This window comes from Paenibacillus sp. FSL R7-0313 (assembly GCF_037969885.1).
GTDB lineage: Bacteria > Bacillota > Bacilli > Paenibacillales > Paenibacillaceae > Paenibacillus.
The window spans coordinates 2,639,015-2,665,967 of the sequence record NZ_CP150219.1 but is presented as its reverse complement, the minus strand read 5'-3'; the positions used below and the strand labels follow the sequence as shown (position 1 = coordinate 2,665,967).

Sequence of the window (26,953 nt, the reverse complement as noted above, 5' to 3'; positions counted from 1 at the left end):
ATGAATTCTCACGAAATCCCATAAAAAACCGGATTAATCTGGATCTCATCAAAGATTCACTTAGCATGCTCACTTTCCTGCACTAAAACGGTATACTATCTCGGTTATCCGTTAATTTCGTTGGTTTCTTCCTCATCAGAAGCACCCTCTGCTTCCAGCACTGGTGCATACTTATCTATGCGGGCATGGCGGGTAATGATGTCCCATAACTCTTCTTTCCCCAATCCCTCTTCGGATGAAAACGGCACAAACAAATCCCCTGAACGAAGACCCAGTGATTCTTTAATGACTTTGATATGTTTGGCTCTGCGTGTTTTTGGAATCTTGTCCATCTTGGTTGCAACGACAACCAAAGGCAATCCGTTATGACGAAGCCATTCATTCATCATCTTGTCATCCTTGGATGGCTCATGTCTCATATCCACCATCTGCATAACCAGTTTCAACTCTTCGCGTCCGAGCAAGTATTTCTCCATCATTTTGCCCCAGGCAAAGCGTTGCTCCTTGGAAACTTTAGCGTAGCCATATCCCGGGAAATCGACGAAGTAGAGATCCTGATTAATTTTATAATAGTTAAGTTGCTGTGTCTTACCCGGTGTTGAGCTCGTCCGAGCCAGATTTTTACGATTGATCAAACGGTTGATCAGGGAAGATTTTCCCACATTGGAGCGTCCCGCCAAAGCAATCTCTGGCAGACCGTCCTCGGGGTATTGTTCAGGCCGAACGGCACTGATAATAAATTCAGATTGATTTACTTTCATATTGTATCTTTCCTCTCTTGAACGCCTGTGCTATGCATCACCTGTTGAAGGTATTATGCCATGGATTGTTCTATCATACCAAAAAAACCGTTCCAGCGGACGCCGAAGCCTCCGCAGAACGGTCTACTCTTCATACGAACCTTTCGGATACGTGGATTACAGGTGAATTCCTGCCTGCTCAACAAGTGCATGCTGCAATACCTGATCCATATGGGCTACAGGGACAAACTCCACATCTTCCTTGATGCTGTCTGGAATGTCACGCAGGTCCCGTTCGTTATCCTTAGGCAATAATATTTTTTTATAGCCGGCACGATGGGCTGCCAGTGATTTCTCTTTCAGACCACCAATCGGAAGCACACGTCCACGCAGTGTTATTTCACCAGTCATCGCGATATCCTTGGACACATGTTTGTTCGTCAAGGCTGAGATTAACGCTGTTGCCATCGTAATCCCGGCAGATGGACCATCCTTCGGAATTGCTCCTTCCGGAACGTGGATATGAATATCGTTCTTCTCATGGAAGTCAGGCGATATCCCAAGCTGTGTAGCTTTGGAACGGGTGTAACTGAATGCGGCTTGTGCCGATTCCTTCATGACATCCCCCAGTTTACCTGTGAGAGTCAATTTACCTGTTCCAGGCACAACTGTCACTTCAATGACAAGGGTATCTCCACCCACTTCAGTCCACGCCAGACCCGTTACAGTACCAATCTGATCTTCCAGTTCGGCCATACCATAACGGAACTTGCCAGGTCCAAGGTAGTCTTTGATCTCATCTGATGAGATGTTAATCTGACCTTCCACACCAGATACGATATTTTTGGCAGCTTTCCGGCACAACGAAGCCATCTGCTGTTCCAGATTACGCACACCGGACTCCCGTGTATATTCACGAATTACACGCAACAACGCGTCATCCGGAATTTCCAATTGCTCTTCTTCCAGACCATGGTCCTGCTTCTGTTTGGGCAACAAATAGTTTTTCGCAATTTGCAGCTTCTCCAGCTCCGTGTAACCAGGGATGTTGAGCATTTCCATCCGATCCAGCAATGGACGCGGAATATTGTGCACCGTGTTGGCAGTTGTTATAAACATAACGTTGGATAAGTCAAACGGCAATTCTACAAAGTGATCACTAAACGTATTATTCTGTTCCGGATCAAGGACTTCAAGTAACGCTGCAGAAGGATCTCCGCGGAAGTCTGAAGCCATCTTATCAATCTCGTCCAGCAGGAATACCGGATTCAGTGAACCTGCCGTTTTCATCCCCTGGATGATACGCCCAGGCATGGCGCCTACATAAGTGCGTCGGTGACCACGAATCTCAGCTTCATCACGTACGCCGCCAAGAGATATTCTTACAAACTCCCGACCCAGTGATCTGGCGATCGAACGGGCAAGTGATGTCTTACCGACCCCTGGAGGTCCAACCAGACAGAGAATTGGCCCTTTGAGCTTCTTGACGAGCTTCTGGACAGCCAGATATTCAAGCACACGCTCTTTGGGTTTTTCCAATCCGTAATGATCTGCATTGAGCACATCTTCGGCTTTTTGAATATCCAGATCATCCGCTGTCATCTGACTCCAAGGAAGGCCAAGCAGCCAATCCACGTAGTTGCGAATGACTCCGCCCTCGGCTGAACTCGCAGGCATTTTCTCCAGTCGATCAATTTCTTTCTCGACCTTTTCTTTCACCTTGTCCGGCAAGCCGAGTTCTTCCATCTGAGTGCGAAGTTCCTCGACCTCACCCGCACGGCCTTCTTTTTCACCCAGTTCTTTCTGGATCGCTTTCATTTGCTCGCGCAAATAATATTCCTTCTGCGTTTTCTCCATCTGTTTCTTCACACGTTGGCTGATCTTGCGTTCAAGCTCCAGCACTTCGCGCTCATTATTCAGGATATCCAGCAATTTCTCCAGACGTTCCCGAACGTCGATGGTCTCCAGAATTTCCTGTTTATCCTTGATCTTCAAGGACAGGTGACTCGTGATGACATCGGCCAGACGCCCTGGTTCTTCGATGTCAGACACCGCTGCGAGTGTCTCTGGTGTCACTTTTTTGGACAGATTAATATAATTCTCGAACTGGTTCAGAACGGTACGCATCAAGGCATCCGTCTCCGGATGGGTGTTCTCCTCTTCAGGCAGCTCTTTAGCCAGTACTTCATAATATTCCTCGTTGTCCGTATATTCAATAATTTCAGCCCGTTCCAAGCCTTCCACGAGTACACGAATCGTACCGTTCGGAAGCTTCAGCATCTGTCTGACCTTGGCCACGGTTCCGATTCTGAAAATGTCCTCTTGTGTTGGTTCTTCAATATTTACTTCGGCTTGGGAACATAGGAGAATCAGATGTTCTTCTACCATCGCTTTTTCTAAAGCCTTGACCGATTTCTCCCGGCCCACATCGAGATGCAGTACCATACTCGGGTAGACGAGAAGTCCTCTTAAAGGCAGTAAAGGAAAACGACGACCTTTCGCTTTGCTCGGTCCCATCGCTTTCGCACCTCCAATGGCTCTCAGGTTGTAGTCATTCATTATTCTATCAAATGTTCACATAAAAAACCAATGAAGGGAAGCGCTTAGCAGCTTCCCGAATCTGTAACCTGTCCTGGACGAGGCACGTCCGCACGCAAATAGGAAGCGGATGCCGGTGGGAAAATCTCCGGTGCAGGTGCAACTGTCTCCTCTGCAAGCTTCGTTTGTTCCATCTGTTGTGATTCCGGAACCCAGGCGAACACTTCACGGAATACGTCCTGTACCGTATCTACCGGGATAACACGCAAGCCATCCAGATTCTCGAAAATGGACTGCCAGTTCTCCGCGGGAATAATAACGGTCTTCGCTCCTGCCTGAAAGGCAGCCTCCACCTTGGCCAGTACGCCACCAATAGGCTTAACCCGACCATGAATACTGATCTCGCCAGTCATCGCTGTCTCATGATCCACAGGGCGTCCCTGAATGGCTGATGTAATGGCAGTCGCCATCGCAATCCCGGCGGATGGACCATCAATAGGCGTCCCACCTGGGAAATTCACGTGTAAATCGTAATCATTCGGACGAATACCCATGGCTTTTAATACGGTTAACACATTTTCAACCGAGCCTTTGGCCATACTTTTTCGCCGGAGTGTACGCGAACCGCCTCCAATCTCTTCTTCATCCACAACGCCTGTAATGTTGATTCGGCCTTGATCTTTAAGAGCCGGAACAGCAGACACTTCGATCTCCAAAATGGTTCCCATATTCGGTCCGTATACCGCCAAGCCGTTAACAAACCCCACCTGCGGCTGTGTAGGGACCTTCCGATCAGGGCGTGGCTGAATCTGACTGCTACCCGCCACCCACTCCACATCAGACGCCTGAAGCGTCTCACGCTTCTCTGTCAGCGCAAGTCCAGCAGCCAGCTGGATGATATTGACCGCTTCACGTCCATTGGTTGCATATCGCTTGACCACATCAACGGCATCCGGACATGGACTAAACCCTATTTTCTGAACAGCATCCTCTGCAATTCGCCCAATCTCCTCAGGCAACAAAGGACGGAAATAAACTTCCATGCAGCGGGAACGCAAAGCAGGTGGCAATTCATGCGGCGAACGTGTCGTTGCTCCAACAAGGCGGAAATCGGCCGGCAGGCCATTTTGAAAAATATCGTGGATATAAGCAGGAGTATGCGTGTCTTCCGAGTTATAGTACGCACTCTCCAAAAACACCTTGCGATCCTCCAACACTTTCAACAGCTTATTCATCTGTATCGAATGTAATTCACCAATTTCATCTATAAAAAGCATTCCCCCATGCGCTTTCGTCACAGCGCCCGGTTTTGGTTGGGGAATACCAGCAACGCCCATAGCTCCTGCTCCCTGATATATCGGATCATGAACCGAACCAATTAAGGGGTCCGCAATACCGCGCTCATCAAAACGGGCTGTTGTTGCATCCAGCTCCGTGAATTTGGCGTCTGGCTTGAATGGAGAAGATGGATTCTTCTTGGCCTCTTCCAACACGACCCTTGCGGCAGCTGTCTTCCCGACTCCGGGAGGGCCATAAATGATAACATGTTGCGGATTCGCACTGCATAATGCAGCTTTAAGGGCACGTAGCCCGTCTTTTTGCCCAACAATATCGTTAATGGTAGCTGGACGCGTCTTCTCCGACAGCGGCTTGGTGAGTGAGATCGAACGCAGCTTGCGCAGCTTCTCCAGTTCCTTGCGAGATTCACGCTCAACGGCACTGCGGTTTGTTTTCTGACCACGCAGCAGGTTCCAGAAATACAAACCAATCACCACTCCAAAAAATAACTGAATCAACATGATGACCATACCAAATTCCATGTCTTCACATCCTCCTATTTTGTCGCTATTCTCATATGAGATCATGCTAATACTTGGTAGTATAGCCTTTTCAACGCGACGTAAACGGGCGATGCGGAATTTGTATGCGAGAAAATAAAAAGCCCGCCATCGCTGGCGAGCTTTTGCTGTAACAAGATATGAATCAATCAGTGCGAACGACCAGGAATAACACCTGTCTCTTCGTAGGCTTCGACGATTTTGTCGATCTCTTTTTTTAATTCCTCAACCATGATTTCTTCAGGCACTTTACGGATCATCTTACCGTGACGGAACAAGAGACCTTCTCCACGAGCACCGGCAATCCCGATATCCGCTTCTTTAGCCTCACCTGGACCATTAACCGCACAACCCAACACCGATACTTTAATCGGCACCTTCAGTTTGGAGATATACTCTTCCACTTCGTTGGCAATGGAGAACAGGTCGATATCCAAACGTCCACACGTTGGGCAGGAGATCAATGTGGCTGCATTTGTAATGAGTCCAAATGTTTTGAGCAGATCACGAGCAACCTTGATTTCTTCTACCGGGTCCGCACTCAGTGAGATCCGCATCGTTGAACCAATACCCATCGACAACAAGGCTCCCATACCTGCGGAGCTTTTGATCGTACCCGAGAACAGTGTACCCGCTTCGGTAATTCCGAGATGCAACGGATACGGAATGATTTGAGCTGCTTTGGTATACGCCTCAATCGCCATCGGCACATCCGATGCTTTGAGAGATACGATGATATCATGGAAATCAAGCTCTTCCAAAATACCAATGTGATACAATGCACTTTCTACCATAGCATCTGCCGTAGGATATCCATACTTCTCAAGGAGATGGTTTTCCAGAGACCCCGCATTTACTCCAATCCGAATCGGAATGCCGCGGTCTTTACAAGCCTTAACCACTTCTTCCACTTTTGCACGTTTACCGATGTTACCTGGATTAATCCGAACTTTATCGATGCCGTTCTCAATCGCAAGTAAAGCCAGCTTATAGTTGAAATGAATGTCCGCTACGAGCGGTATATGAATGCGTTTTTTAATTTCCTTGATGGCTGCGGCAGCTTCCTCATTATTCACCGTTACACGTACCACTTGACAGCCCGCTTCTTCCAGTCGCAGAATCTCTGCAACCGTTGCTTCAACGTCTGCCGTTTTGGTTGTACACATACTTTGGATAATGACTTCGTTACTGCCACCGATCGTTACGTTTCCCACTTTCACGGGACGTGTATCCTGTCTTAAATACATGAGTGATTTCTCTCCCCACAACGTCAAAGCTCCACCCTGACAGAGACATGAATTCGCCTTCTGCCAAAGTGGAGAACTGACAAGTCTATATTTCAGAGTTCAACGGGATTCAGGCCTTTTATTAGGCGCTCTCTTCCTGCTTATCGTCCTTTGATTGGCTTAGTTCAGGCACGACTCTTTTCTCAACAACTTCTTCGGTAATGACACAGTTCGTAACATCTTCACGTGAAGGCACTTCATACATGATTTCCAGCATGATACCTTCAATGATGGCACGTAATCCACGTGCACCTGTGTTACGTTTAATTGCTTCTTTTGCAATCGCGAGCAATGCAGCTGGTTCAAAGACCAGATTCACATTGTCCAGCTCAAGCAGTTTTTGGTACTGTTTGGTAAGCGCGTTTTTTGGTTCGGAAAGAATCCGTACCAGCGTATCTTCATCCAACGGCTCCAAAGTGGAAATGACTGGTAGACGGCCTACAAACTCCGGAATCAAACCAAATTTCAGCAAATCTTCCGGCAATACCATACCCAGGTATTCACCTGGTTTCAGATCTTTTTGCTCAGAAACGGTATTAAAGCCAATGACTTTTTTACCGATCCGGCGTTTGATCATTTGCTCCAGACCATCAAAGGCACCGCCGCAAATGAACAGGATGTTTGTTGTATCGATCTGAATGAATTCTTGATGAGGGTGTTTACGACCACCTTGTGGTGGTACAGAAGCCACAGTTCCTTCAAGAATTTTCAAGAGAGCCTGTTGCACACCTTCGCCCGATACATCACGAGTAATGGATGGGTTTTCGGATTTACGCGCTACTTTATCAATCTCATCGATATAAATAATGCCACGCTCTGCTTTTTCCACATCATAATCAGCAGCTTGAATCAGTTTGAGCAGGATGTTCTCTACATCCTCACCTACATAACCCGCTTCTGTTAATGACGTAGCATCCGCAATAGCAAAAGGAACATTCAAAATTTTCGCCATCGTTTGCGCAAGCAACGTTTTACCAGAACCTGTTGGTCCTAACAGCAAAATGTTACTCTTTGACAATTCAACGTCTTCAATTTTGCTTTGTGTGTTGATCCGTTTGTAGTGATTATACACGGCAACAGACAATGATTTTTTCGCTTGTTCCTGTCCAATAACATATTGATCCAGAATATTACGAATTTCTTTTGGTTTCGGAATATCTTTCAGGTCTACTTCTTCATCATGACCAAGTTCTTCCTCAACGATTTCGGTGCAAAGTTCGATACATTCATCACAAATGTACACGCCTGGTCCAGCGACCAACTTGCGTACCTGCTCCTGAGATTTACCGCAAAAAGAGCATTTCAATTGCCCTTTCTCATCGTTAAATTTAAACATGAAACCACCCCTTTAGGAATTGATCGGTCTACTGAGCACCTGGTCAATAATGCCGTACGTCTTAGCTTCTTCAGCGCTCATGAAGAAGTCACGGTCTGTATCCCGCTCAATTTTCTCAAGAGGCTGACCCGTACGATCGACGTATATTTGATTCAGTTTCTGACGTGTTTTAATAATCCATTCTGCGTGTATCTTAATATCCGCAGCCTGTCCTTGAATGCCGCCAAGCGGCTGATGAATCATTACTTCGCTGTTTGTCAGCGCATATCTTTTGCCAGGTGCACCGGCTGTCAGCAATAACGAGCCCATGCTTGCTGCCATCCCTACGCAAATGGTAGATACATCCGGCTTGATAAATTGCATCGTATCGTATATACCCATCCCTGCGGTGACAGAACCACCAGGTGAGTTAATGTACAAGCTGATATCCTTCTCAGGATCGTCGGCTGCCAAAAACAAAAGCTGTGCTATGACAAGATTGGCTACATCGTCATCAATCGCACTGGTTAGAAAGATAATGCGATCTTTCAGCAAACGTGAATATATATCGTAAGACCGCTCGCCTCGATTGGTTTGTTCTATAACCATTGGCACCAGACTCATGAGACCAACCTCTTTTCTACATGTAATTAGACAAAGGCCACCTGTAAAGCAAACCCAAATTCATTCTAACACTTTCCTGTGACAATGTCATTTTTCACAAGAGGGGTCAGACATCCGTTTGTTTACTTTTTTAGCCTGATCATATTTAACCATGTTTTCTATGTATGTGCAAATTGAAGCCATCCTATGCCGTCTTACCGTTTTTTATTTGCATGAAGTACATAGGTATGTAAAAAGTGTACACGGATCAATAAAATTAGTATTCATCCATATAATTACTTCATTTTCTATAAAATGGATGTCATAATTTAAAAATAAGGCACGCAATAATTCACGTGCCTTATCGTTTATTCAACTGACAAGTTGATAACAGCTTGTCTTATTTTTCGTCAGCTTCTGCAACAACTTCTTCAGCTGGAGCTTCAACTGGTTCAACAACTGTGCTGTTCTCAACAAGAACGTCAATCGTTTTACGCAGTTTTACTTCATCGCGAAGGCTGTCCAGGGAACCATTACCTTCGAGGATGCCACGGATCTCATCAGCAGGACGCTTGTAAGATTCAGCCATTTTCTCGAGTTCTTGATTCACTTCTTCGTCAGATACTTCAATGTTTTCCGCTTTACCTACAGCTTCAAGCACCAGGTTGTTGCGAACACGTTTGGAAGCATCTTCTTGCATTTGTCCTCTCAGGTCAGCTTGAGTCTGGCCAGAGAAGCTCAGGAACATTTCAAGGTTCATACCTTGGTTACGCAGACGGTTGTCGAAATCACGCATCATGTTTTGTACTTCGCTCTCAACCATTGCAGCAGGAATGTCCACTTCAGCGTTCTCAGCCACTTTTTCTACAACTGCATTTTCTTGTGCAGCTTTGGCTTCGTCAGCTTTACGGGATTCCAATTGTGTTTTCAGGTCAGCTTTGTACTCTTCCAATGTGTCGAATTCGCTAACATCTTTAGCAAACTCATCATCCAATGCAGGAAGTTGTTTGCGTTTGATTTCGTGAATTTTCACTTTGAATACCGCTTGTTTGCCAGCAAGTTCTGCTGCATGGTAGCTCTCTGGGAAAGTCACTTCTACGTCTTTGAAGTCGCCTGTGGAAAGACCCACAACTTGCTCTTCAAATCCAGGGATGAATGTATTGGAACCCAGTTCCAGGGAATAACGCTCAGCTTGTCCACCTTCGAAAGGTACACCATCAACCGAACCGTCGAAGTCGATTACTGCAACGTCGCCGTTAGCAGCGGAACCTTCGTCAATTACAACGAGTTCAGCGTGACGTTGTTGAAGACGCTCAAGTTCTTCAGCCACTTCTGCGTCAGTTACTTCACCTTTTGCTACAGCAACTTCGATTCCTTTGTACTCACCCAGAGTAACTTCAGGTTTCACAGTTACTTTAGCTTTGAACTTGAATGTTTGTCCTTTAGCGAATTGTTCAACATCTACGTCAGGACGATCAACCGGGAAAATATCCGTTTGGTCGATTGCTTCTGTATAAGCTTCAGGAAGCAAAATGTCGATTGCTTCTTGATAAAGGCTCTCTACACCAAAACGTGCTTCGAAGATGGAACGTGGTACTTTACCTTTACGGAATCCAGGTACGTTTGCTTGTTTAACCACTTTATTAAAAGCTTTGTCGAGTGCTGCAGTTACACGATCTGCATCCACTTCAACCTCAAGAACCCCAAGGTTCTTCTCTATCTTTTCCCAAGTTGCTTTCATTGTATACTTTCCCCTCCAAAATTCACATGTTCACGTAGACAATCACGTACAAAATAACCATTTTAGTATAAACAAGATTAGATTCTTTTTCAAGGGGAATCCCTTGATACAGTTTAAGGAAAACGTTTCCGGCCTCGATTAACCATCCAAACCGGCAGATACAAATTGTTTCATGGAACGATAAGCCTGTTCCAGTCGAAAGCGCATCGCGCCTGTCACAGCATACATTGAGCGGGTATTTTCCTCATCATGCGAACCACCCAGACTGTCTGCAACGGTCATATGTAGAGCTGCTGCCCATATATCTGTCATGGAATCATTTTCTTCCAGCATCGATACATAATCACGGGTTCCATACACCGCCATGACATATTGTATCCACAGTTCCTGGGCAAAGTAAAAGAGCGTAGGTTCATGAACCTCCGTCTGATCTGCCACTCGTTCCAGAATCTGAACGATTTGGAGCGGGAATTCCTCTGGTCTAAGAGGCACGGTGTCGATCTCGACTTCAACCTGCTCTTCGCCTCTCGTAAACAGGATCATACCTTGAACACCTCGTCGACGCAAGGTTTGCAGCACCCGAAATTGAAGCAGAGGGTGAAGCGACTTATGTTTTAACCAACTGGTAAGTGCCTCGTCAATCTTCGGCAGATCAAGATAGGCCAGCTGCTCCAAAGCCAGCATCGTCTGTTCAGACAGCGGCTCTTCCATGACTGTGCGAAGCATCTTATCAGCATAGCCATCATCCTGTTCAAGCTTCATTCGGGCATGCTGCCGTGCCATGTCTTCCTCACTAATCTCTTCTTCTTGTTCTTCAAGAACGACAGGCGAGGTTTCTTCATATTGAGGAAACGCAGCCTGAAGCCATTCGAGCAGAGCCCGCCATTCATCATAATGGCGCTCTTCCTGTCCCTGACATTGCAGCAAAAAGTGAAGCAATTTCATCGCTTCACCATACCGTTCATTTTCAAGCATAACTGTCAATTGAATCTGGTAATAGTCCAGCGTCTTAGGAAACAGCACAATATTGTTGTTATGCTCGGTTTCCGGGGTCGTGGATTCCTTAATGGGAGCACCTCCTCTATATCCTGAATCTCCAGTTGGAATCAACCTAAATAGATGTATATATTAAAACGATTGTTGATCTATTTTTGAGTTCTCCTGATATTCTAACATAACCTTAAATATAATGAAAAAAACGTTACTGCCGCCAAATATCATATACGAAAAACAGTTTAAAATAAAATGCTTGATATTCCTGTATGCATATGATAAAATCAATTTTGCTTGAAAAAATTCATGTCTCAGTAGCTCAGCTGGATAGAGCAACGCCCTTCTAAGGCGTCGGTCGGGGGTTCGAATCCCTCCTGGGACGTATTAAAAAGAAGCTTCCTTCGGGAAGCTTTTTTTGCGTTCAGGGGATGAGAACCCCATCGGTTCGTCGGAGCATTCACGTCGTTAGCACTACTTCGCAGTCTCGACTGCAAGGAGAGTATCCCTCCTAAGACGTATTAAAAGAAACTTCCTTTGGAAGTTTTTTTGCGTTCTGGGGATGAGAACCCCAACGGTTCGTCGGAGCATCCACTTCGTTACATGCTCTATGTCGCTGCATTGGAGCGTCCGCATTTGCTCACTCTATAAGCAACACGTTGAAGAATCGATGTTCTAACGAACGCGGGACACTTTATTTGCTCCAAGTTCAGCATCACTGAATTCTAACGAATCTTAGAGAGCTTATCTCACCAATTCTGGGGGATTAACTCACTTATTTACACTTCATAGCCAGATTAACGTCGCTGAGGTTCGTTAGAATCTGAAAATAGCGATTTTACCCATTATAAGACCTCGTGGATTCGTTAGAATTCACCGGCTAGTCGAGGCACCCACGGTCCATTGGGTGTTTTTTCATTTCATTGCTCAATATTGACATAGAATGTTATGCTTACGGAGTGGATTATGTAACAATCCATACATATCAACTTCTTAGGAAACAGGAGATTTTATCAATGTCATCTTCAATACAGCAACACTCATCTATCCATACCGAGGAAGAATATTCTTCGACATCCAAAAGATTCGGCCTGTTGTTAGCAGGCATTATCGTCATCGCCGCTACCATGAGATCACCGATTACAGCAACCGGACCTGTAGTGGAGATGATCCGCTCAGATACAGGTATCGGCCATACGATGGTCGGGCTTCTGACCTCACTACCTTTGCTCGCCTTTGCAGCAGTCTCCCCCTTTGCACCACGTCTTGCCAAACGTTTAGGACTCGAATCTGCTCTGCTATTGGCTGTTATGATCGTAACCATTGGGGTGGCCTTACGCTTGTTGCCTTCCGTTCTCTCCTTATATGCAGGAACCGCAATTTTGGGGTGCGGCATTGCATTAAGCAACGTGCTTTTGCCAAGTTTGATCAAACGTGATTTTCCATTGCGGGTAGGTATCGTCACCGGATTATACTCTGTATCCATGAACATATTTGGCGCCATCGCCTCAGGTGTGAGTGTGCCCGTAGCAGGAGCCACATCTATGGGTTGGCGTGCTTCGTTAGGCATGTGGGCCTTATTGTCCATACTGGCGCTTCTCTTGTGGCTCCCCCAGATCGCCGCAGGACGTCAGCGAATGTTATATGTGACCTCCCAGAGCGAAGGAGCACCCGTGCGTCTAAGAACCTCTGCACTAGCTTGGTTCATTACTTTATTTATGGGTCTGCAATCTCTAATATTCTATACGACGATTACCTGGCTTCCCGAGATTCTGGCCGATCAAGGATTCAGCCCCACCTCGGCAGGGTGGATGCTCTCCCTGATGCAGATGGTTAGTGTACCAGCTACCTTTATCGTTCCGATCCTCGCCGGCCGAACGCGAGATCAGCGTGTTCTAACCGCGATAACATGCTCTTCTTTAATTGTCGGGTATGCTTTATTGTTAAGTGGCATCGCTTCGCTCGTTACCATCGGCGTCACGTTGGCAGGAATAGGTGCTGGAGCTTCGTTTGGACTGGTAACGATGTTCTTCGTCCTTCGTACAAAAGATCCCAGACAAGCTGCCAGCCTGTCCGGTATGGCCCAGTCCTTTGGATATATGCTCGCGGCAGTGGGACCTCTACTGTTCGGTATGCTTCATGACTGGACAAAAGGATGGACCCTTCCGTTGCTAATCCAGGTCATTCTGGCCATTGCTTTACTAATCGCAGGTATTCAAGCCAGTAAAAATCGAATGATCGGTTAGTCATACAGTTAATTTATATACAAACAAAACGGCCTCCATCCTGCAAATCAGGATGGAGGCCGTTTATGCATAGAACAATTCCTTCATTAATTCATTCAGCTTAAATGAAGATGAATTTACTTCACTTTTACCTTAATTGTGTCTGTGCTGGTAACTCCAGCTGCGTTAATTAATTCTGCCCGGTACGTATAAGTGCCCGAAGCTTTCCCTGACACTTTAGTCACAGCACTTTGCGCAAGCGGTGATACCGCACGGAGTTCTTGCGTGTCGATCAACGTATCATTTTCATAGAGACGATACTCTGTAGCGTTGGTTCCCCACCACAGATTCATGGTTACCTTATAATTTCCATCGCCATCCCAGTTATCCTGAGAGAGAACCGCTTTGCCTGGCGCTGCGTTGGTAATACGAACGGTCAACGTCTGACTCCGCGTTGTTCCCTTGTCGTTGGTTAGCTCGGCCACGTACGTATATGTGCCATTGGCTTTGCCCGTGATCTTCGTCTGAGCAAACTGCGCCCAAGGCGCGTTGTAAGTCAATTTCTGCGTATCAACCAAAACCCCGTCCTCATATAACTTGTAGCTAGTTCCGTTCTCGCCCCACCACAGGTTCATTGTAACGATATACGAGCCCTCTGGCAGGCCGTTGCCTACCCAGTTATTATGAGACAATACAGGCGTACCTGGGGCCTTGATTGCCGGAGTTTCAGGTTCGGTCTCCACGGCTTCCAATTTCAGTGCCGTATTGGCTGTGCCCGAAAGCCCCTGCTGGTCTTTTACTGTAAGTTCAACAGCATAATCGCCTGCTTCAATTCCCTCCAAAGGAAGGCTGAAGGTACCATCAGCTTGTACTTCAAATACTCCTTCTTTATAAACCGAACCATCCTCTTTTTTCACAACATACGTTGCTTCCAGGGAACCTGCCGGATCAAACGTGATGTCCCATCCGCTTGCAAGCGCAGGAGCAACACGGAAGTACAAGTCTTCCACGCTACCATTAAGGACAGCTGACTCATCCTCTTTGAACTCCAATGTTGCTGGTGCAGTTACAGCCGGAGCTGTCTTTTTCACCAAAAATGGCGAAGTGTCTTCCTTATAGGTTTTGCCGTCCGTACCAATGGTAGTGATATCAACGGTGTATAAACCATCCGGAATCTCAGTCACTTCATCGGTTGTGTAATCTGCATATGAGCCGTCCCAAGCAAGGTTGTATCTTGCATTGGCATTGAAGTTAAAATAGTTACCGAAAATGGAGCCGATATAACCATCTTGATAATATCCACCTTCCGGATTAAGACCATCATAAATCTCAATCAGGGCAAATGTCATCGGATTATAGAATTCCATTGCTACATTAAGCGTATCCAACGTACCATCAGCCTTCAATGGATAGTGGAAAGGATTTTTTTCAGTTCCTTTTACGGTTTCAATATATTTAACTCCAGTCAACGTAACGTTGAAATGAGCAACATATGGCACCGAAAAGGTATTGGTTCCGTTCGACAACTCGATGTATCCTTGTGCTTCTGTAGTCGCAGTAACCCCTCGTGGTACGGTGATTGTTACTGCAAGTTCTTCCTCACCATTCAGTGTGAAGGAACTCTTGTCTACCGCAACAGATACACCAGCAACATTACGAGTTGGATTCACATTTACGGTGTAATCCCCGCCACTACCATTCAGCGCTTCAACTTTAATCGTTTTGGTAATCGTCTTTTCATCTGTGCTCAGGAAATTACCGTAGTTGATGCTTCCAGTAATATTTTCTTTTTCAACAACAGAGCCACTTTCTGTGTATTGAGTTACATCAAGCACTTTGACAAAAGCAGCAGGATCGATGGTGTTTACAGCCTGAATGCGGCCAGCACCTTGATCAAATACATCAAACTTGGTTGTATCCAGCACCTTACTATTGTTCATGAGCGCAACTTTGATATCAAATGGCGTCCAGTCCGGATGTTTCTCAATCAACAGCGCAATCAGACCTGCTACATGAGGTGTAGCCATACTTGTACCTGATTTACGATCATAAGCTTGTGCGTAATCTGCATCTGGCTCATCCTTGCCGTAGGCAGGAATCGTAGAAAGAATGCTTGTACCTGGTGCAACAATATCCGGTTTGATATCCAGTGTTACTTTTGCAGGTCCACGTGAACTCGATGAATTCATTTCATCGCCCGGAGTTTGGGAACGTTCAAAGTCACTAAAGCTCACTTCAACGGTTTGGCCTGCGTCCAGCTCAGCCTTGATCACATCTCCATCTTCCTTGGACATGCTCAGTGTTGGAATGAGTTCAAAGTTATCGCCCAGACTTACACCGATTGGACCCGGAATGTTGTTATATACAATAACAGCCACGGCTCCGGCCGCTTTAGCATTGGCGATTTTCTCTACAAATGCGATTTCACCACGCTGTATTAATGCCACTTTACCTGTAAAATCCTTACCTTCAAAGTCAGTTGGCTTACCCAGTACTGCAAATTCAAGCTCATATTTCCCTGTCAAAACAGTTTCAGGATCTGCTGACAGACTCCATCCCATCAGATCCAGACGGTAAACCGACTCTGTAATAGCCAGTGGAGCTTCAGTCGGAGCAATTACAGACTCTTCTTCCACTGGAGCAGCTTCAGGAGAAGCTTCCACCGGTGCAGAAGGTGATGCAGATGGAGTATTTTCTTCCGTTGTAGCTTCTTCTACATTCGGAACTTCAGCTTCGTTAGAAACTGCGTCCTCCACAGCCGCTGCACTTTCCTCATCAGCAGTTGCGGGTACACCTTGCTCTGAACCTTCAGGCTCTTCTGTTCCAGGTGCCGTCCCCAGTTCAGGAGATTGTTCAACCTCTGGCACCGGTTGTTGTTCAGGTTGTGTCTCTTCGCCTTCCTCACCAATCCAGAAGTGAGTATCGGCTGTAATCAGCTGGCTAGGTCCTGTAGAGTTACCTACCGTAATAGCCATTGCAGACGCACCCGGAGAACCGAGTGTATAACGGTTGGGTCCACTGTTACCACTTGCTACAACTGCTGTCACACCAGACAACATCGCATTGTTCAGGGCAACTGAAGTAATATAACTCGGGTCGTTGGCGGCGTTACCCAACGAGAGATTAATTACATCCATGCCATCTTGAACAGAACGATCAATTCCGCCGAGTACCCATGAGGTTTGACCACTACCATACGGTCCAAGTACACGGTAAGCATAGATATCTGCTTCAGGAGCAACACCAACAATACCGTAGTCCCCTGCTTCGCGAGCAGCAACGGTACCTGCTACGTGCGTACCGTGGGAGGTGTAATAGGCGCTTCCAGTAGCATTGAACTCAGGTTCACCCGAAGCTTTCCATTCCTGATATGTTGCTTCATACGGATCATTGTCGTTTCCAACAAAGTCCCATCCGCCTTTGTAAGCTTCCTGCAAATTAGGATGTTCATAGTCAATCCCTGTATCGATGACACCCACTTTGATGCCATTTCCTTTGTAACCCAGATCCCATACTTCAGGTGCACCAATAAAAGGCGCTGTGTCTTTCATGTACGGGTTCACTTCATCTGTCTCAGGCGCTATTGTAACTTCAAGGTCAGGATATACGCTGACCACGCCAGGTATTTGAAGCAATTGTCCCACTTGGTTTCCTTTAAGCTCAATCGCTACACCATTCAGGGCATATGCATATTCTTCCAATACTTCATGTTTGATTTTCTTCTGAGTGAGGCTATGTACAAATGACTGTTGTTGTTGCTCAACTTGAGTCACAGCCTTTGTTTCCATAGAGGAGGTAAAAGATTTTCCGGAGAGGGTTGATTCACCTTGCGCTACTGCAACAGGTTTATTGGAAAGCTCAACGATTACTCGGGTGTTCTCTCCACCCAGGCCTTCCAAGCTTTTATCCAAAAATGGATCTGCGGCAAGTTTTGCTTCCCGTCCTGCAAGAATCTCTCTCCATTGTTTGGCTTCGGCTGTACTGGGTAAATTCTCAAGCTGAATACCTGAATCTGCGGGAGCGGCTCCAGCCGCGGGGAGAATAATGGAAAAGACCATCAGAACACTTAATAACGTGGATATCAATCGTTTACTCAAGGCTTTGCCCCTCCTTTTAAATGTGAATACGTCACCAAATGATGGGTTCCTGCTGTTTGTGCGTACTGCAATACGCACTCAATTTCACCACCTATCTGCAAGAAGATTGACCCTTGGTAAATTATTCTATCAAAATACCACATTTTCCTTCTAAATACTTACAAATATGATATAGAAATTACTTATATGGGTCTTGAGTATGATAAAAATATCCATTTGTAATTATTTGTCGTTTGAATATTTTATTTTTAAAATATTGCATCAAAAAAAGACCAATCCGAAAGAGATTCCTGGTGTATAGGGGAAACATGGTTAGTATACAAAGAATCACGATAATTCGTTTAACATCGATAAAAATTGCTACATATCACAAAATTCTAGTTATTCTGGCTTCACGGCTTCAATACGCAGGCGCTTATAATCAGCATACAGAGCATCATCTTTCCAAAGGTGAGGCATCACGATCTGACTGGTTTCATGGCATATTTGTTGTATCTCTACATGACTGAGACCCTCAAAATAGTCCCCTCCAAAATGAGTCAACCAGCCTACTATACCCTGCTCACCATCTGCCAGTCTGGTAGGACGGTCGTAGTGATAGGCCTGTCGCACCACAAATCCACTTTGCTCTAAAATATGGCTATATTCTCCGATCGAAGGAAAGTACCACGGATTGCTTTCCGATGCACGAATGCCCGTGTTTCGCTCCATAACCTCCTCTAATGCATTCACAATGGTCTGCACGTTCCCTTTACCACCAAATTCTGCTACAAAACGCCCTCCAGGCTTCAAAGATTTCCATATACTATCCACCACTAATCGCGGGCTTCGCATCCAGTGCAGGGCTGCATTGGAGAAAACGGCATCATACAGTCTATTCGTCTCAAACTGATGACCATCTCCTTCCACGAATTCAATATCGGGGAACTTCTCCCTCGCACGGCGAATCATGTCCGTGGATGCATCCATGCCAATAACTTCAGCTTCGGTCAGAGAAATTTCATACGTCAAATCCCCCGTCCCGCAACCCAGATCAAGAATGTATTCCCCTTTTTGGGGTTGAAGCCAAGAGATCAGTTTTTTTCCATATCCGGACACAAAAGCCAGTTTGTTGTCATACTCATCTGCTTGCCATTGATTTAATGATTTCATGAATACCACCGTCGCTTTCGTTATTGATATCCTCATTGTGGCATAGAATTATTTATTCTTTAAATATATAAATTCTATATTGTTAATAGGTATTACCAATAAAACAATTTTACCTTGAACGCAAAAAAGCTCCCCGAAGGAAGCTTCTTTTTTTTTACGTCCCAGGAGGGATACTCTCCTTACAGTCGAGACTGCGAAGTAGCGCTAACGAAGCGGATGCTCCGACGAACCATTGGGGTTCTCTTCCCATGAACGCAAGAAAAGCTTCCCGAGGGGAAGCTTCTCTTTCTTTACGTCCCAGGAGGGATACTCTCCTTACAGTCGAGACTGCGATGTAGCGCTGACGAAGCAGATGCTCCGACGAACCATTGGGGTTCTCTTCCCCTGAACGAAAAAAAGAAGCTCCCCGAAGGAAGCTTCTTGTTCTTTACGTCCCAGGAGGGATTCGAACCCCCGACCGACGCCTTAGAAGGGCGTTGCTCTATCCAGCTGAGCTACTGAGACAAATATGTATAATAAATTTTTCGGCGCGGTTCTTATTATACTCTGATTTCTATATTTTTCAATAGTTTTATAAAAAAATTAATAATTATACTTGAATGCGGGTTCAAAAATGTACTTTTCAGTGTTTTTCTCATACTCCAATCCCTTTGAGAATATGATAGCTTGAACCAGGTTATATTGAGGAGATTGGGACTTTTAGAGTAAGATGAACATCAGACATTTTCAATGTCAGAATTGATGGGTAATCTTTTGCATACATACATTTCAATGATCCATTGAAGGAGAGAATCGTCATGAGACAACTTTTATCAGCCCTATCCTACTTTAGTATTTTCTTTGCTCCGTTCCTGTTTCCGATCATTATATGGATTGTTGCCAAGGATGATTACATTGAGGGACATGCGAAACGCGCCTTATTCTCACATGTATTCCCGTTTCTCGCTGCCATTCCGCTATTTTATTTCTTCGTGACTGCGCATAGTCTGGGTTCCGCTGTCGGGTTTGTCATTCTATTCTTTGTAATCTACGGATTAAGCTTTGTGTACAATGTGGTTAAAGGGATTCAAGTCCTACGCGAGTATGCTTGATCACATCTCCACCTGATCTGACCATCGCATAACAAACCCCGCCGTTCAACAACGGCGGGGTTTCTCATTACAGATGCAGCTACAGATGCAGTCCCAGCAACCACCCACAGCAACAGGTCACTATCTACGTATAGCTCAACCTTGAGCTTCTATCCCGCAAACACCACATCTGTTGCTGTGGCATTCCCTCTTAAGCCTGCCCAACCAGATACCGCTGAAGTGTTGGACCAAGCAAACCAAAGGCAAACAACTCACTTTGAAACCGAGCCTTATCTTCTTCGGCAGTAATGCCTTCGCTGTTCTCAAATGCGGTATCTGTCGCCTCTTCAAACGCGGTATGCATATTATTGTTATACCAGTCGATCGCCGAATCGGAGTGATTGCGTACAATTCGAACAACTTCCAGCGAATTTCCGGGCTGTGTTGAGGCCACGTATACAAGCAACGACGGATCTCCGGCATTTCCAGGCTGCACTTCAACCTCTGCACAAGACAATCCATCTACCTCGGTTAATCTGCGTATTTTGGCATCTTGAATGGCATACATTCGTCATCGCGCTCCTTTTCCTTTGTGCTTATCATGTACTTTGTTCAATCTGGTATCGTGTCTCTGGTGTGCCCAATCGGTAAATCTCCCGATATACCTGTTGTAATACCGTTTCATACGCTCGGTTTACGGACTCCTCCGGTGTATCTGGCCATGGGAATACCATGCCAGGAAAGGCCTCTTCCTCCTTTTCCTGCATGAGGCTCAGCAGTCCCAGTAATTGCTCCGCTTCCTGCGGCGTTGCCTGAATGATCCATTCATACGATGTTACCGACGGATCCGGAATAACGGAGCGGCCCATGACAGACACATAATACTTCATACTGTCCATTGCATGTTCTCTCCTTCACAGGCATGTTGAGGCCGTTGTCCCTAGAACTAGTTTCCGAAGAGGACAGACATTTTATGCCTGCTTTCGGCATATATTTGTTACGACCTCTGACGAAAAAGACAACATTTGCAGGTTGCCAGTAATTAAGCAGCCATACGGATGAATGACTCGACCAAGAAAGGATGAACAAACCATGTGCGGTATTACCGGCTTCATACAGTGGAATCGGGATTTGACCCAGGAATCAGAGCTGCTGGTCCGTATGACGGATAGCTTGTCGAACCGGGGGCCCGACGCTTCAGGTACATGGATCTCCAATCCTTGTGCCTTTGGACATCGGCGTCTTAGTGTAATGGACCCCGAGAACGGCGCACAACCCATGCATGCGTTACAGGGAGATACCTCCTATACCGTCGTGTATAACGGAGAACTATACAATGCACCCGAGTTGAAAAAGGAATTGCTCCAGCGGGGGCATCAGTTCCGCACGCAATGTGATACGGAAGTGTTGCTCGCCTCTTATATTGAGTGGGGACCGGCATGTGTTGACCGGTTTAACGGTATTTTTGCTTTTGCCATATGGGATGGGGGACGCGAACAGGTTTTTATCGCACGAGATCGCCTCGGCGTGAAACCTCTGTTCTACAGTAATGCCAAAGACACACTCGTATTTGGCTCAGAGCCCAAAGCTCTGCTTATTCATCCAGATGTGGAAGCCGCTGTTGGCCCGGAAGGATTGGCCGAAGTGTTTATCGTAGGGCCTGCACGGACACCAGGACACGGCGTATACTCTTCACTAAGCGAACTCAAGCCTGCGCACGCGCTGATCTACAACCGAAACGGGATCCGAACCTATGCCTACTGGAAACTGGAAAGCCAGAATCACGAACATAACCTGGAAGAGACGGCAGCCGAGGTACGATCTCTCCTGCAAGATACACTGGAGCGCCAGTTGGCTTCGGATGTTCCGGTATGCTCTCTTTTATCAGGAGGACTGGACTCCAGTGCCTTGTCTGCATTAGCCGTGGATTATTACAACCGCACCGGGCAAGGCCAAGTCAGCACGTATTCTGTCGATTATGTGGATAACGCCAAGCATTTCCAGGCGCATTCCTTTCAGCCGGGTGCAGATGGTCCCTGGATTAAGCGAATGGTGGATGAACTCAAGACCGACCATCACTGGATTGAGATTGAGAACGGAGAACTGGTTCATGCACTGACACAGGCCATGCTAGTCAGGGACCTGCCAGGTATGGCAGATGTAGACTCTTCGCTCTATTTGTTCTGTAAAGAAATCAAAAAAGGAGCCACAGTTGCCATTTCAGGCGAAGCAGCGGATGAAGTGTTTGGCGGTTACCCCTGGTTCCATCGCGAAGATATGCTGAACTCCGGTACGTTTCCGTGGTCTGTAGCACCTGATATGCGAGCAGCGCTATTATCCCCGGATATTCGGGAATGGATTCGGCCACTCGACTATTTGGCAGACCGCTATTCAGATGCAGTGGCTGAAGTCCCTTTGTTAGATGGGGAAACAGGTAAAGCTGCACAAATGCGGGTGATGTCATACCTGAACATTACACGTTTCATGCCTACACTTCTGGATCGCAAAGACCGGATGAGCATGGGGGCAGGACTGGAAGTGCGGGTACCTTACTGTGACCATCGTCTGATCCAGTATGTGTTTAACATCCCTTGGGAAATGAAAATAACGGGTGGACGTGAAAAAGGTATTCTGCGGAAAGCACTCGAAGGTGTCCTGCCTGACGATGTGTTATATCGCAAAAAGAGTCCATACCCGAAAACACATAATCCGCAATATCTGGCCGCAGTCAAACAACAGGTACTTGATATCCTGGATGATCCCACTTCGCCGATTTTGCCTTTGATCGACAAAGCTCAAATCCGCAATCTCGCGTCTTCACCAGATGCAGCTTCCAACCTCCCCTGGTTCGGGCAGCTTATGTCGGGTCCTCAGCTATTTGCTTATCTGACTCAGATCAACACCTGGTTGCGAACATATAAAGTCGCTATTCGTTAGAATGACCCCCTGATCGCTACTTCATCAAAAAAAGGGTGCCAGGAGAACAGCATAACTGTTGTTCTCCTGGGCACCCACTTGTTTTACATACACGATACGATTATTCATAAATATTGAACTTCACCCAGAAGTATATCCATGATTACACTTTGAATCGACTAACGGACTCCTGTAACTCTTCCGCCATAGAGGAAAGGTCATTAGCCGCCGATGCGATCTCCTGCATGGCAGACAGTTGTTCCTCGGACGTTGCACTAACTTCCTCTGTTCCGGCAGCCGCATTCTCTGTTACTTCCATGATGGTCTTCATGGACACATTGATCTGCTCCACACCCGCCGCCATTTGTTCAATGGATGCAGATACCTCCTGAGTCTGACCTGCGACATTGCCGACAGCTTCACGAATCTCCTCAAAAGTACCTCCTGCTTTACGGACAAGTTCTATGCCTTCCTGAACCTCAGCGTTTACTTCTCCCATGGATTGTGATGCATTATTCATCCCATTGCGTATAGCAGCTACGAGTACACTGATCTGTTCCGCTGATTTCGCAGATTGATCAGACAGCTTGCGCACCTCGGTAGCAACCACCTCGAATCCACGACCATGCTCACCTGCTCTTGCAGCTTCGATAGCCGCATTAAGAGACAGCAGATTCGTTTGTGCCGATATTTCGGAGATACTTTCAACCATAGATCCAATCTCATCTGAATGATTACCTAGTTCTTCAATAACCGTAGCGAGTACACGTACAGTCTGATGAATCGAGTTCATCTGCCCAACAGCCGATTGAACCGTATCATTACCAGATATGGTTTTCGCTGACGCATTCGTTGCTTCATCCGACATATTTTGCGTATTCACTGTCATCTGCTGAAAGCCTGTGGACAATTCATTAATCGTATGAAACCCGTCTCCAACCATACTCACCTGCGTATCCATACCCGTAGCAATCTCTTCCATCGTTGTAGCTACCTGTTCGGTCGCTGTCGCCGTTTGCTCTGTACTTGCCGTTAACTCCTCAGAAGAGGCAGCTACCCGATCTGCATTATGACCCACCTGATGGATTAAATGGCGCAAGTTCTCCATCATCTTGTTGAAGGATTCCGCCAGTTCTCCGATCTCATCCCGATTACGAACAACAATCGCCTCACCCGTCAGGTCTCCATCAGCAATTCGGCTTGCAGCCCTTGCCACATGTGCAACCGGTTTGGATATGATTCTCCCCATGATCAATGCAATTACCACGCCTAAAAAGATCGAGATGATACCAATGATCATGATTAAACGAAGTACTTTTTGAATGAGTTGATTAGCATTTACAATGCCAGTGTCCAATGAATTTTGCTGATGTTGTTCCATGGCAGTTACCGTTTCTTCAAATCCGGATATAATCGTTGGACCTGTATCTAACAGCATCCTTGTGATCTCGCTAGTGCTGCCTTGTTTTTTCAATTCAATGACACTCTGTCCAAAAGCATAATATTCCTCCGCACTGCGGTCTGAACGATCCAGAAAATCAATCATCGTTGGGGTTTGAATCCCTGATCTTAATTCTTCGCTTGTTTTACGATAATCTTCATAAAAAGACTTGAATTGTTGCTCGCTTTGATCATTCTCTTCCGTCACAAAATTCCGTAAAGCAACCTGCTGGGATTTCACATCGATGATCATGTTTTTAATAGTGAGCAGTTTGGCGGTACGCTCCCGGATTAAATCCGTAAACGTTTTCTCAACCGAGATAAACTGAGTATATGAGATGACTACAACGGCTATCAATAAAAGAAGTACAGAACCAAAACCTAAAAGCAATTTCCTACTAATGGATACTCTTTTCATTTCATTTCCCCCATACGTTTCAATGTATTTCAATCATGAATTATGTAGTCAATCTGAACGCTAAAATTCTCCCTCCTTTTAATTCAAATAAAAATGGATAAATATGAGACTACTTAAAACAGGTTAGTATATTGCGCAATTAAATTTAGGTCTATAGTATCTACCCATACTATAATTTAGGTTTTTATACACGCATAATCGACAATATACTACATCTCTTTTATCCTAAATTACACATTTTGAATCGTTAGACCAAAATAAAAAAAAAGACTTTACCCAGCAGTACTTACTGGTGTAAAGTCTTTATCAATTTCAGCGCATTTCAATTCAAAGTTAACGATTGATCAATACCGGATTACGTTCCAGCAGCCCGCTACCAAAGGTTTCCCTGAACGGGGAATCCTCCATATGGATATAACCGATGTAACAGCCACATTTTTTCATGCGACAAGGCCGATCCTCAGCCAAAGCCTGCAAACCATCGCGATACAGATGTCCAATGATTCGACGATCCTTGTAACACCTCTTCACATGCCCGGACCCCTGTACATAAAATACTTCCGAACCGGCAGCACATCGTTTGCCCAAGCTCTCATAATCCTGCAGATTACCTTCAAAAAGCGGATCAAGCCCACGTAAAAACTGAATCTCTTCCGGCGCGTAATACTTGGGTCGATCTTTGAAGGCATTTACCCACATATACACATCATCCGGCAAAGCCTGTCTCATGGACTCAATTGCGGGGAAAGCACTACGGAGTCCGACCGTACCGACACTAAAAGCAAGTCCCATCTGACGCAAGGTCAGACATTGTTTTACAAAAGAAGCCTCTTTTGTCTCACGAGGATGATACGTCGCCCAAAAGGCTGCTGTGTTCGCATCCAGTTCCCTCGCCCAATCCAGCTTGACGGACAGGTTGGTTTGAATTGCAACTTTATCCACATGTGGCATATGTGACAGCTCAACCATCGCTTCCCGGTACCAACGACGCACCAAAGCTTCACCATAGGGATTGAAGAAAATCGAAAATTGATGCCCGGCACTCTCCTGCTCCCTCACCCAATTCACAAATTGACGCAATTGTTGTTCATCCACTTCCAACGTCTCTTTGGAATCCACCGTTTTGCTAAAAGGGCAGTATGGACAGTCGTAATTACAGGAAGACAACTTCCCCCGATAATACAAAGTCGCTCTCATGAGAAAACAAACCCTTCCATCTGTTCACGAATTTCGGCAGATATAAGCCAATCTCCAATCGCATCGGAGTAACCCAGTCCTTCTTCTGTCAGACGCAGCACCTGCTTGCCCTCATCGTTCTCCAACTCCGCCATGCCCTCTGTCAACAGTTCAGCCAACCAGACATAGTCGGACATCACATCGGTACCAAAGCGCTGTTGGTAGTCAGACAACGTCAATCCCTCCCGATGCAGCAAGGCTTTCAGAATAAAGCGACGTCTCTGTTCCTCACGGCTTAACACGATGCCATAATCCGCCACATCGTAGCGCTCAGTTGCCACATAATCGGCAATGATGCTTTGTGTGGCCTTGTAACTCACGCCATACTTGGAAGCATAATGTACTTCACTCGTATAAGAGCGTGCACCACATCCCAGACCAACCATGCCCTCCTCCTGACAGCTATAAGGCAGAAGCACTTTGGAGGACGACTGTTCTTTGGCAAATCTGCGCATCGAATATTGCACATAACCTTTACTTTTTAAAGTCTCACGTGCAGCTTTATACAGTTCCATCCGGATGTCAGGTCCCTGACGGCGAATATCATCTGGCTTCACGATTGTATTTTCCCGTGTATACAAGGGATAGATAAAGATTTCGCCCGGTTCATAGGCCAGAACTCTTTCCAATGAATAGATCCACGATTCCACCGTTTGACCCGGCAAACCATAGATCAGATCCAGATTTAACAATGGGAAATCATACCGAGTAAGCTTCTCAAGCGCTCGTTCAACTTCCTGCGGTTTTTGTGGACGATAGATGGCAGATGCTTCAGCTTCAATAAAACTCTGGATGCCCATGCTAATACGATCCACACTTCGTTCCTTCATAATGGCCAGCTTGGCTTCCGTAACGGTATCCGGCGACGTTTCCACCGAAATCGATGCTTGCGCAGGGTCCAGCCCCATCACATGTTCGGCAATATCAAACAGACGATTCAACTGAACCTCATTCAATAATGTAGGCGTTCCTCCACCAATCGCAAACCGCGAATACGGTCTCCGAGATGTAATGGGTGCCCACTGCTTCGCCTGACGCTCCAGTGCATCTACATAGCGTTCATGCGTATCATCCCGTCGATCCGGCAGGGTGAACAGATTACAGAATCCGCAACGAGCAGCGCAAAAGGGAATGTGCATATATAAAAAATACGTATCGGTGTTTTCTCGTTCCCACAGTGGCCCCAACGGCAGTGGTGGGTCAAGCTCCCGATATGCGGTCTTGTGCGGGTACGAGTATAAGTAAGAACGATAAGGGAATGCCAATACTTCACCGAGACCTGTAGCTATATTGGATCCGGACTGTGTGGAATGGCCTGCTGTTGTATGTTGTAAATGTTTGTCCATCG

At 46.1% G+C, this 26,953-nt stretch carries 18 protein-coding genes and 2 tRNA genes; 4 read left to right on the top strand and 16 right to left on the bottom strand.

Annotation, left to right across the window (positions count from 1 at the left end; all coding sequences use genetic code 11):
- Positions 1 to 104 precede the first annotated feature (104 nt).
- The 8 genes from yihA to NSQ38_RS11625 form a co-directional block, all read right to left on the bottom strand.
- Positions 105 to 761: a ribosome biogenesis GTP-binding protein YihA/YsxC gene (gene yihA / locus NSQ38_RS11660; protein WP_124117707.1), complete on the bottom strand. Its 657-nt coding sequence runs from the start codon at positions 759 to 761 to the stop codon at positions 105 to 107.
- A 156-nt stretch (positions 762 to 917) separates the two neighbouring features.
- On the bottom strand, positions 918 to 3,257 hold the full coding sequence (gene lon, locus NSQ38_RS11655) for an endopeptidase La (RefSeq protein WP_338588371.1): 2,340 nt from the start codon (positions 3,255 to 3,257) through the stop codon (positions 918 to 920).
- Positions 3,258 to 3,343: 86 nt separating this feature from the next.
- Entirely contained in the window at positions 3,344 to 5,098 is a 1,755-nt protein-coding gene (gene lonB / locus NSQ38_RS11650; RefSeq protein ID WP_133387115.1) for an ATP-dependent protease LonB, read from the bottom strand.
- A 167-nt stretch (positions 5,099 to 5,265) separates the two neighbouring features.
- Positions 5,266 to 6,363, bottom strand: a complete 1,098-nt coding sequence (gene ispG, locus NSQ38_RS11645; protein ID WP_076216934.1) for a flavodoxin-dependent (E)-4-hydroxy-3-methylbut-2-enyl-diphosphate synthase — start codon at positions 6,361 to 6,363, stop codon at positions 5,266 to 5,268.
- A gap of 121 nt (positions 6,364 to 6,484) precedes the next feature.
- Positions 6,485 to 7,738, bottom strand: coding sequence for an ATP-dependent protease ATP-binding subunit ClpX (clpX, locus tag NSQ38_RS11640; protein WP_036605887.1), 1,254 nt, complete (start codon positions 7,736 to 7,738; stop codon positions 6,485 to 6,487).
- A 12-nt stretch (positions 7,739 to 7,750) separates the two neighbouring features.
- Positions 7,751 to 8,341: an ATP-dependent Clp endopeptidase proteolytic subunit ClpP gene (gene clpP / locus NSQ38_RS11635; RefSeq protein WP_036605886.1), complete on the bottom strand. Its 591-nt coding sequence runs from the start codon at positions 8,339 to 8,341 to the stop codon at positions 7,751 to 7,753.
- Between the two features lie 379 nt (positions 8,342 to 8,720).
- The gene (gene tig / locus NSQ38_RS11630; RefSeq protein WP_091037594.1) at positions 8,721 to 10,061 is read right to left on the bottom strand and encodes a trigger factor; all 1,341 of its coding nucleotides are present in this window, start codon (positions 10,059 to 10,061) and stop codon (positions 8,721 to 8,723) included.
- 138 nt (positions 10,062 to 10,199) lie between these two features.
- Positions 10,200 to 11,036: a hypothetical protein gene (locus tag NSQ38_RS11625; RefSeq protein WP_339790497.1), complete on the bottom strand. Its 837-nt coding sequence runs from the start codon at positions 11,034 to 11,036 to the stop codon at positions 10,200 to 10,202.
- Between the two features lie 326 nt (positions 11,037 to 11,362).
- On the opposite strand from NSQ38_RS11625, the gene NSQ38_RS11620 reads away from it, so the two are divergent.
- Both NSQ38_RS11620 and NSQ38_RS11615 read left to right on the top strand, forming a co-directional pair.
- Positions 11,363 to 11,436, top strand: a tRNA-Arg gene (locus tag NSQ38_RS11620).
- Positions 11,437 to 12,067: 631 nt separating this feature from the next.
- Positions 12,068 to 13,297, top strand: coding sequence for an MFS transporter (locus tag NSQ38_RS11615; RefSeq protein ID WP_338588373.1), 1,230 nt, complete (start codon positions 12,068 to 12,070; stop codon positions 13,295 to 13,297).
- Positions 13,298 to 13,413: 116 nt separating this feature from the next.
- Here NSQ38_RS11615 and NSQ38_RS11610 read toward each other — a convergent pair whose 3' ends face one another.
- From NSQ38_RS11610 to NSQ38_RS11600, 3 genes are all read right to left on the bottom strand, one after another.
- A complete protein-coding gene (locus NSQ38_RS11610; RefSeq protein ID WP_339789334.1) occupies positions 13,414 to 17,373 on the bottom strand; it encodes a S8 family serine peptidase in 3,960 nt (1,319 codons plus the stop codon).
- A 381-nt stretch (positions 17,374 to 17,754) separates the two neighbouring features.
- Entirely contained in the window at positions 17,755 to 18,525 is a 771-nt protein-coding gene (locus tag NSQ38_RS11605; RefSeq protein WP_339789332.1) for a class I SAM-dependent methyltransferase, read from the bottom strand.
- Between the two features lie 430 nt (positions 18,526 to 18,955).
- A tRNA-Arg gene (locus tag NSQ38_RS11600) sits at positions 18,956 to 19,029 on the bottom strand.
- A gap of 293 nt (positions 19,030 to 19,322) precedes the next feature.
- On the opposite strand from NSQ38_RS11600, the gene NSQ38_RS11595 reads away from it, so the two are divergent.
- Positions 19,323 to 19,616, top strand: a complete 294-nt coding sequence (locus NSQ38_RS11595; RefSeq protein ID WP_017692583.1) for a DUF4870 domain-containing protein — start codon at positions 19,323 to 19,325, stop codon at positions 19,614 to 19,616.
- 190 nt (positions 19,617 to 19,806) lie between these two features.
- On the opposite strand, the gene NSQ38_RS11590 is transcribed toward NSQ38_RS11595, so the two are convergent.
- Together NSQ38_RS11590 and NSQ38_RS11585 are read right to left on the bottom strand one after the other, a co-directional pair.
- Positions 19,807 to 20,163 (bottom strand): hypothetical protein, encoded by a 357-nt coding sequence (locus NSQ38_RS11590; RefSeq protein ID WP_338588376.1) that lies wholly within the window; start codon positions 20,161 to 20,163, stop codon positions 19,807 to 19,809.
- 31 nt (positions 20,164 to 20,194) lie between these two features.
- Entirely contained in the window at positions 20,195 to 20,494 is a 300-nt protein-coding gene (locus NSQ38_RS11585; protein ID WP_017692581.1) for a hypothetical protein, read from the bottom strand.
- Positions 20,495 to 20,687: 193 nt separating this feature from the next.
- Here NSQ38_RS11585 and asnB point away from each other — a divergent pair, with 193 nt between their 5' ends.
- Entirely contained in the window at positions 20,688 to 22,532 is a 1,845-nt protein-coding gene (gene asnB, locus NSQ38_RS11580; protein ID WP_338588377.1) for an asparagine synthase (glutamine-hydrolyzing), read from the top strand.
- Positions 22,533 to 22,674: 142 nt separating this feature from the next.
- Here asnB and NSQ38_RS11575 read toward each other — a convergent pair whose 3' ends face one another.
- The 3 genes from NSQ38_RS11575 to NSQ38_RS11565 all read right to left on the bottom strand — a co-directional run bounded on the left by NSQ38_RS11575 (position 22,675) and on the right by NSQ38_RS11565 (position 26,951).
- The gene (locus NSQ38_RS11575; protein ID WP_339789330.1) at positions 22,675 to 24,369 is read right to left on the bottom strand and encodes a methyl-accepting chemotaxis protein; all 1,695 of its coding nucleotides are present in this window, start codon (positions 24,367 to 24,369) and stop codon (positions 22,675 to 22,677) included.
- Between the two features lie 333 nt (positions 24,370 to 24,702).
- Positions 24,703 to 25,566: an STM4011 family radical SAM protein gene (locus NSQ38_RS11570; protein ID WP_338588379.1), complete on the bottom strand. Its 864-nt coding sequence runs from the start codon at positions 25,564 to 25,566 to the stop codon at positions 24,703 to 24,705.
- Positions 25,563 to 26,951, bottom strand: coding sequence for an STM4012 family radical SAM protein (locus NSQ38_RS11565; RefSeq protein ID WP_339789328.1), 1,389 nt, complete (start codon positions 26,949 to 26,951; stop codon positions 25,563 to 25,565). The genes NSQ38_RS11570 and NSQ38_RS11565 overlap by 4 nt, the downstream gene beginning before the upstream one ends.
- Between the last annotated feature and the right edge of the window lie 2 nt (positions 26,952 to 26,953).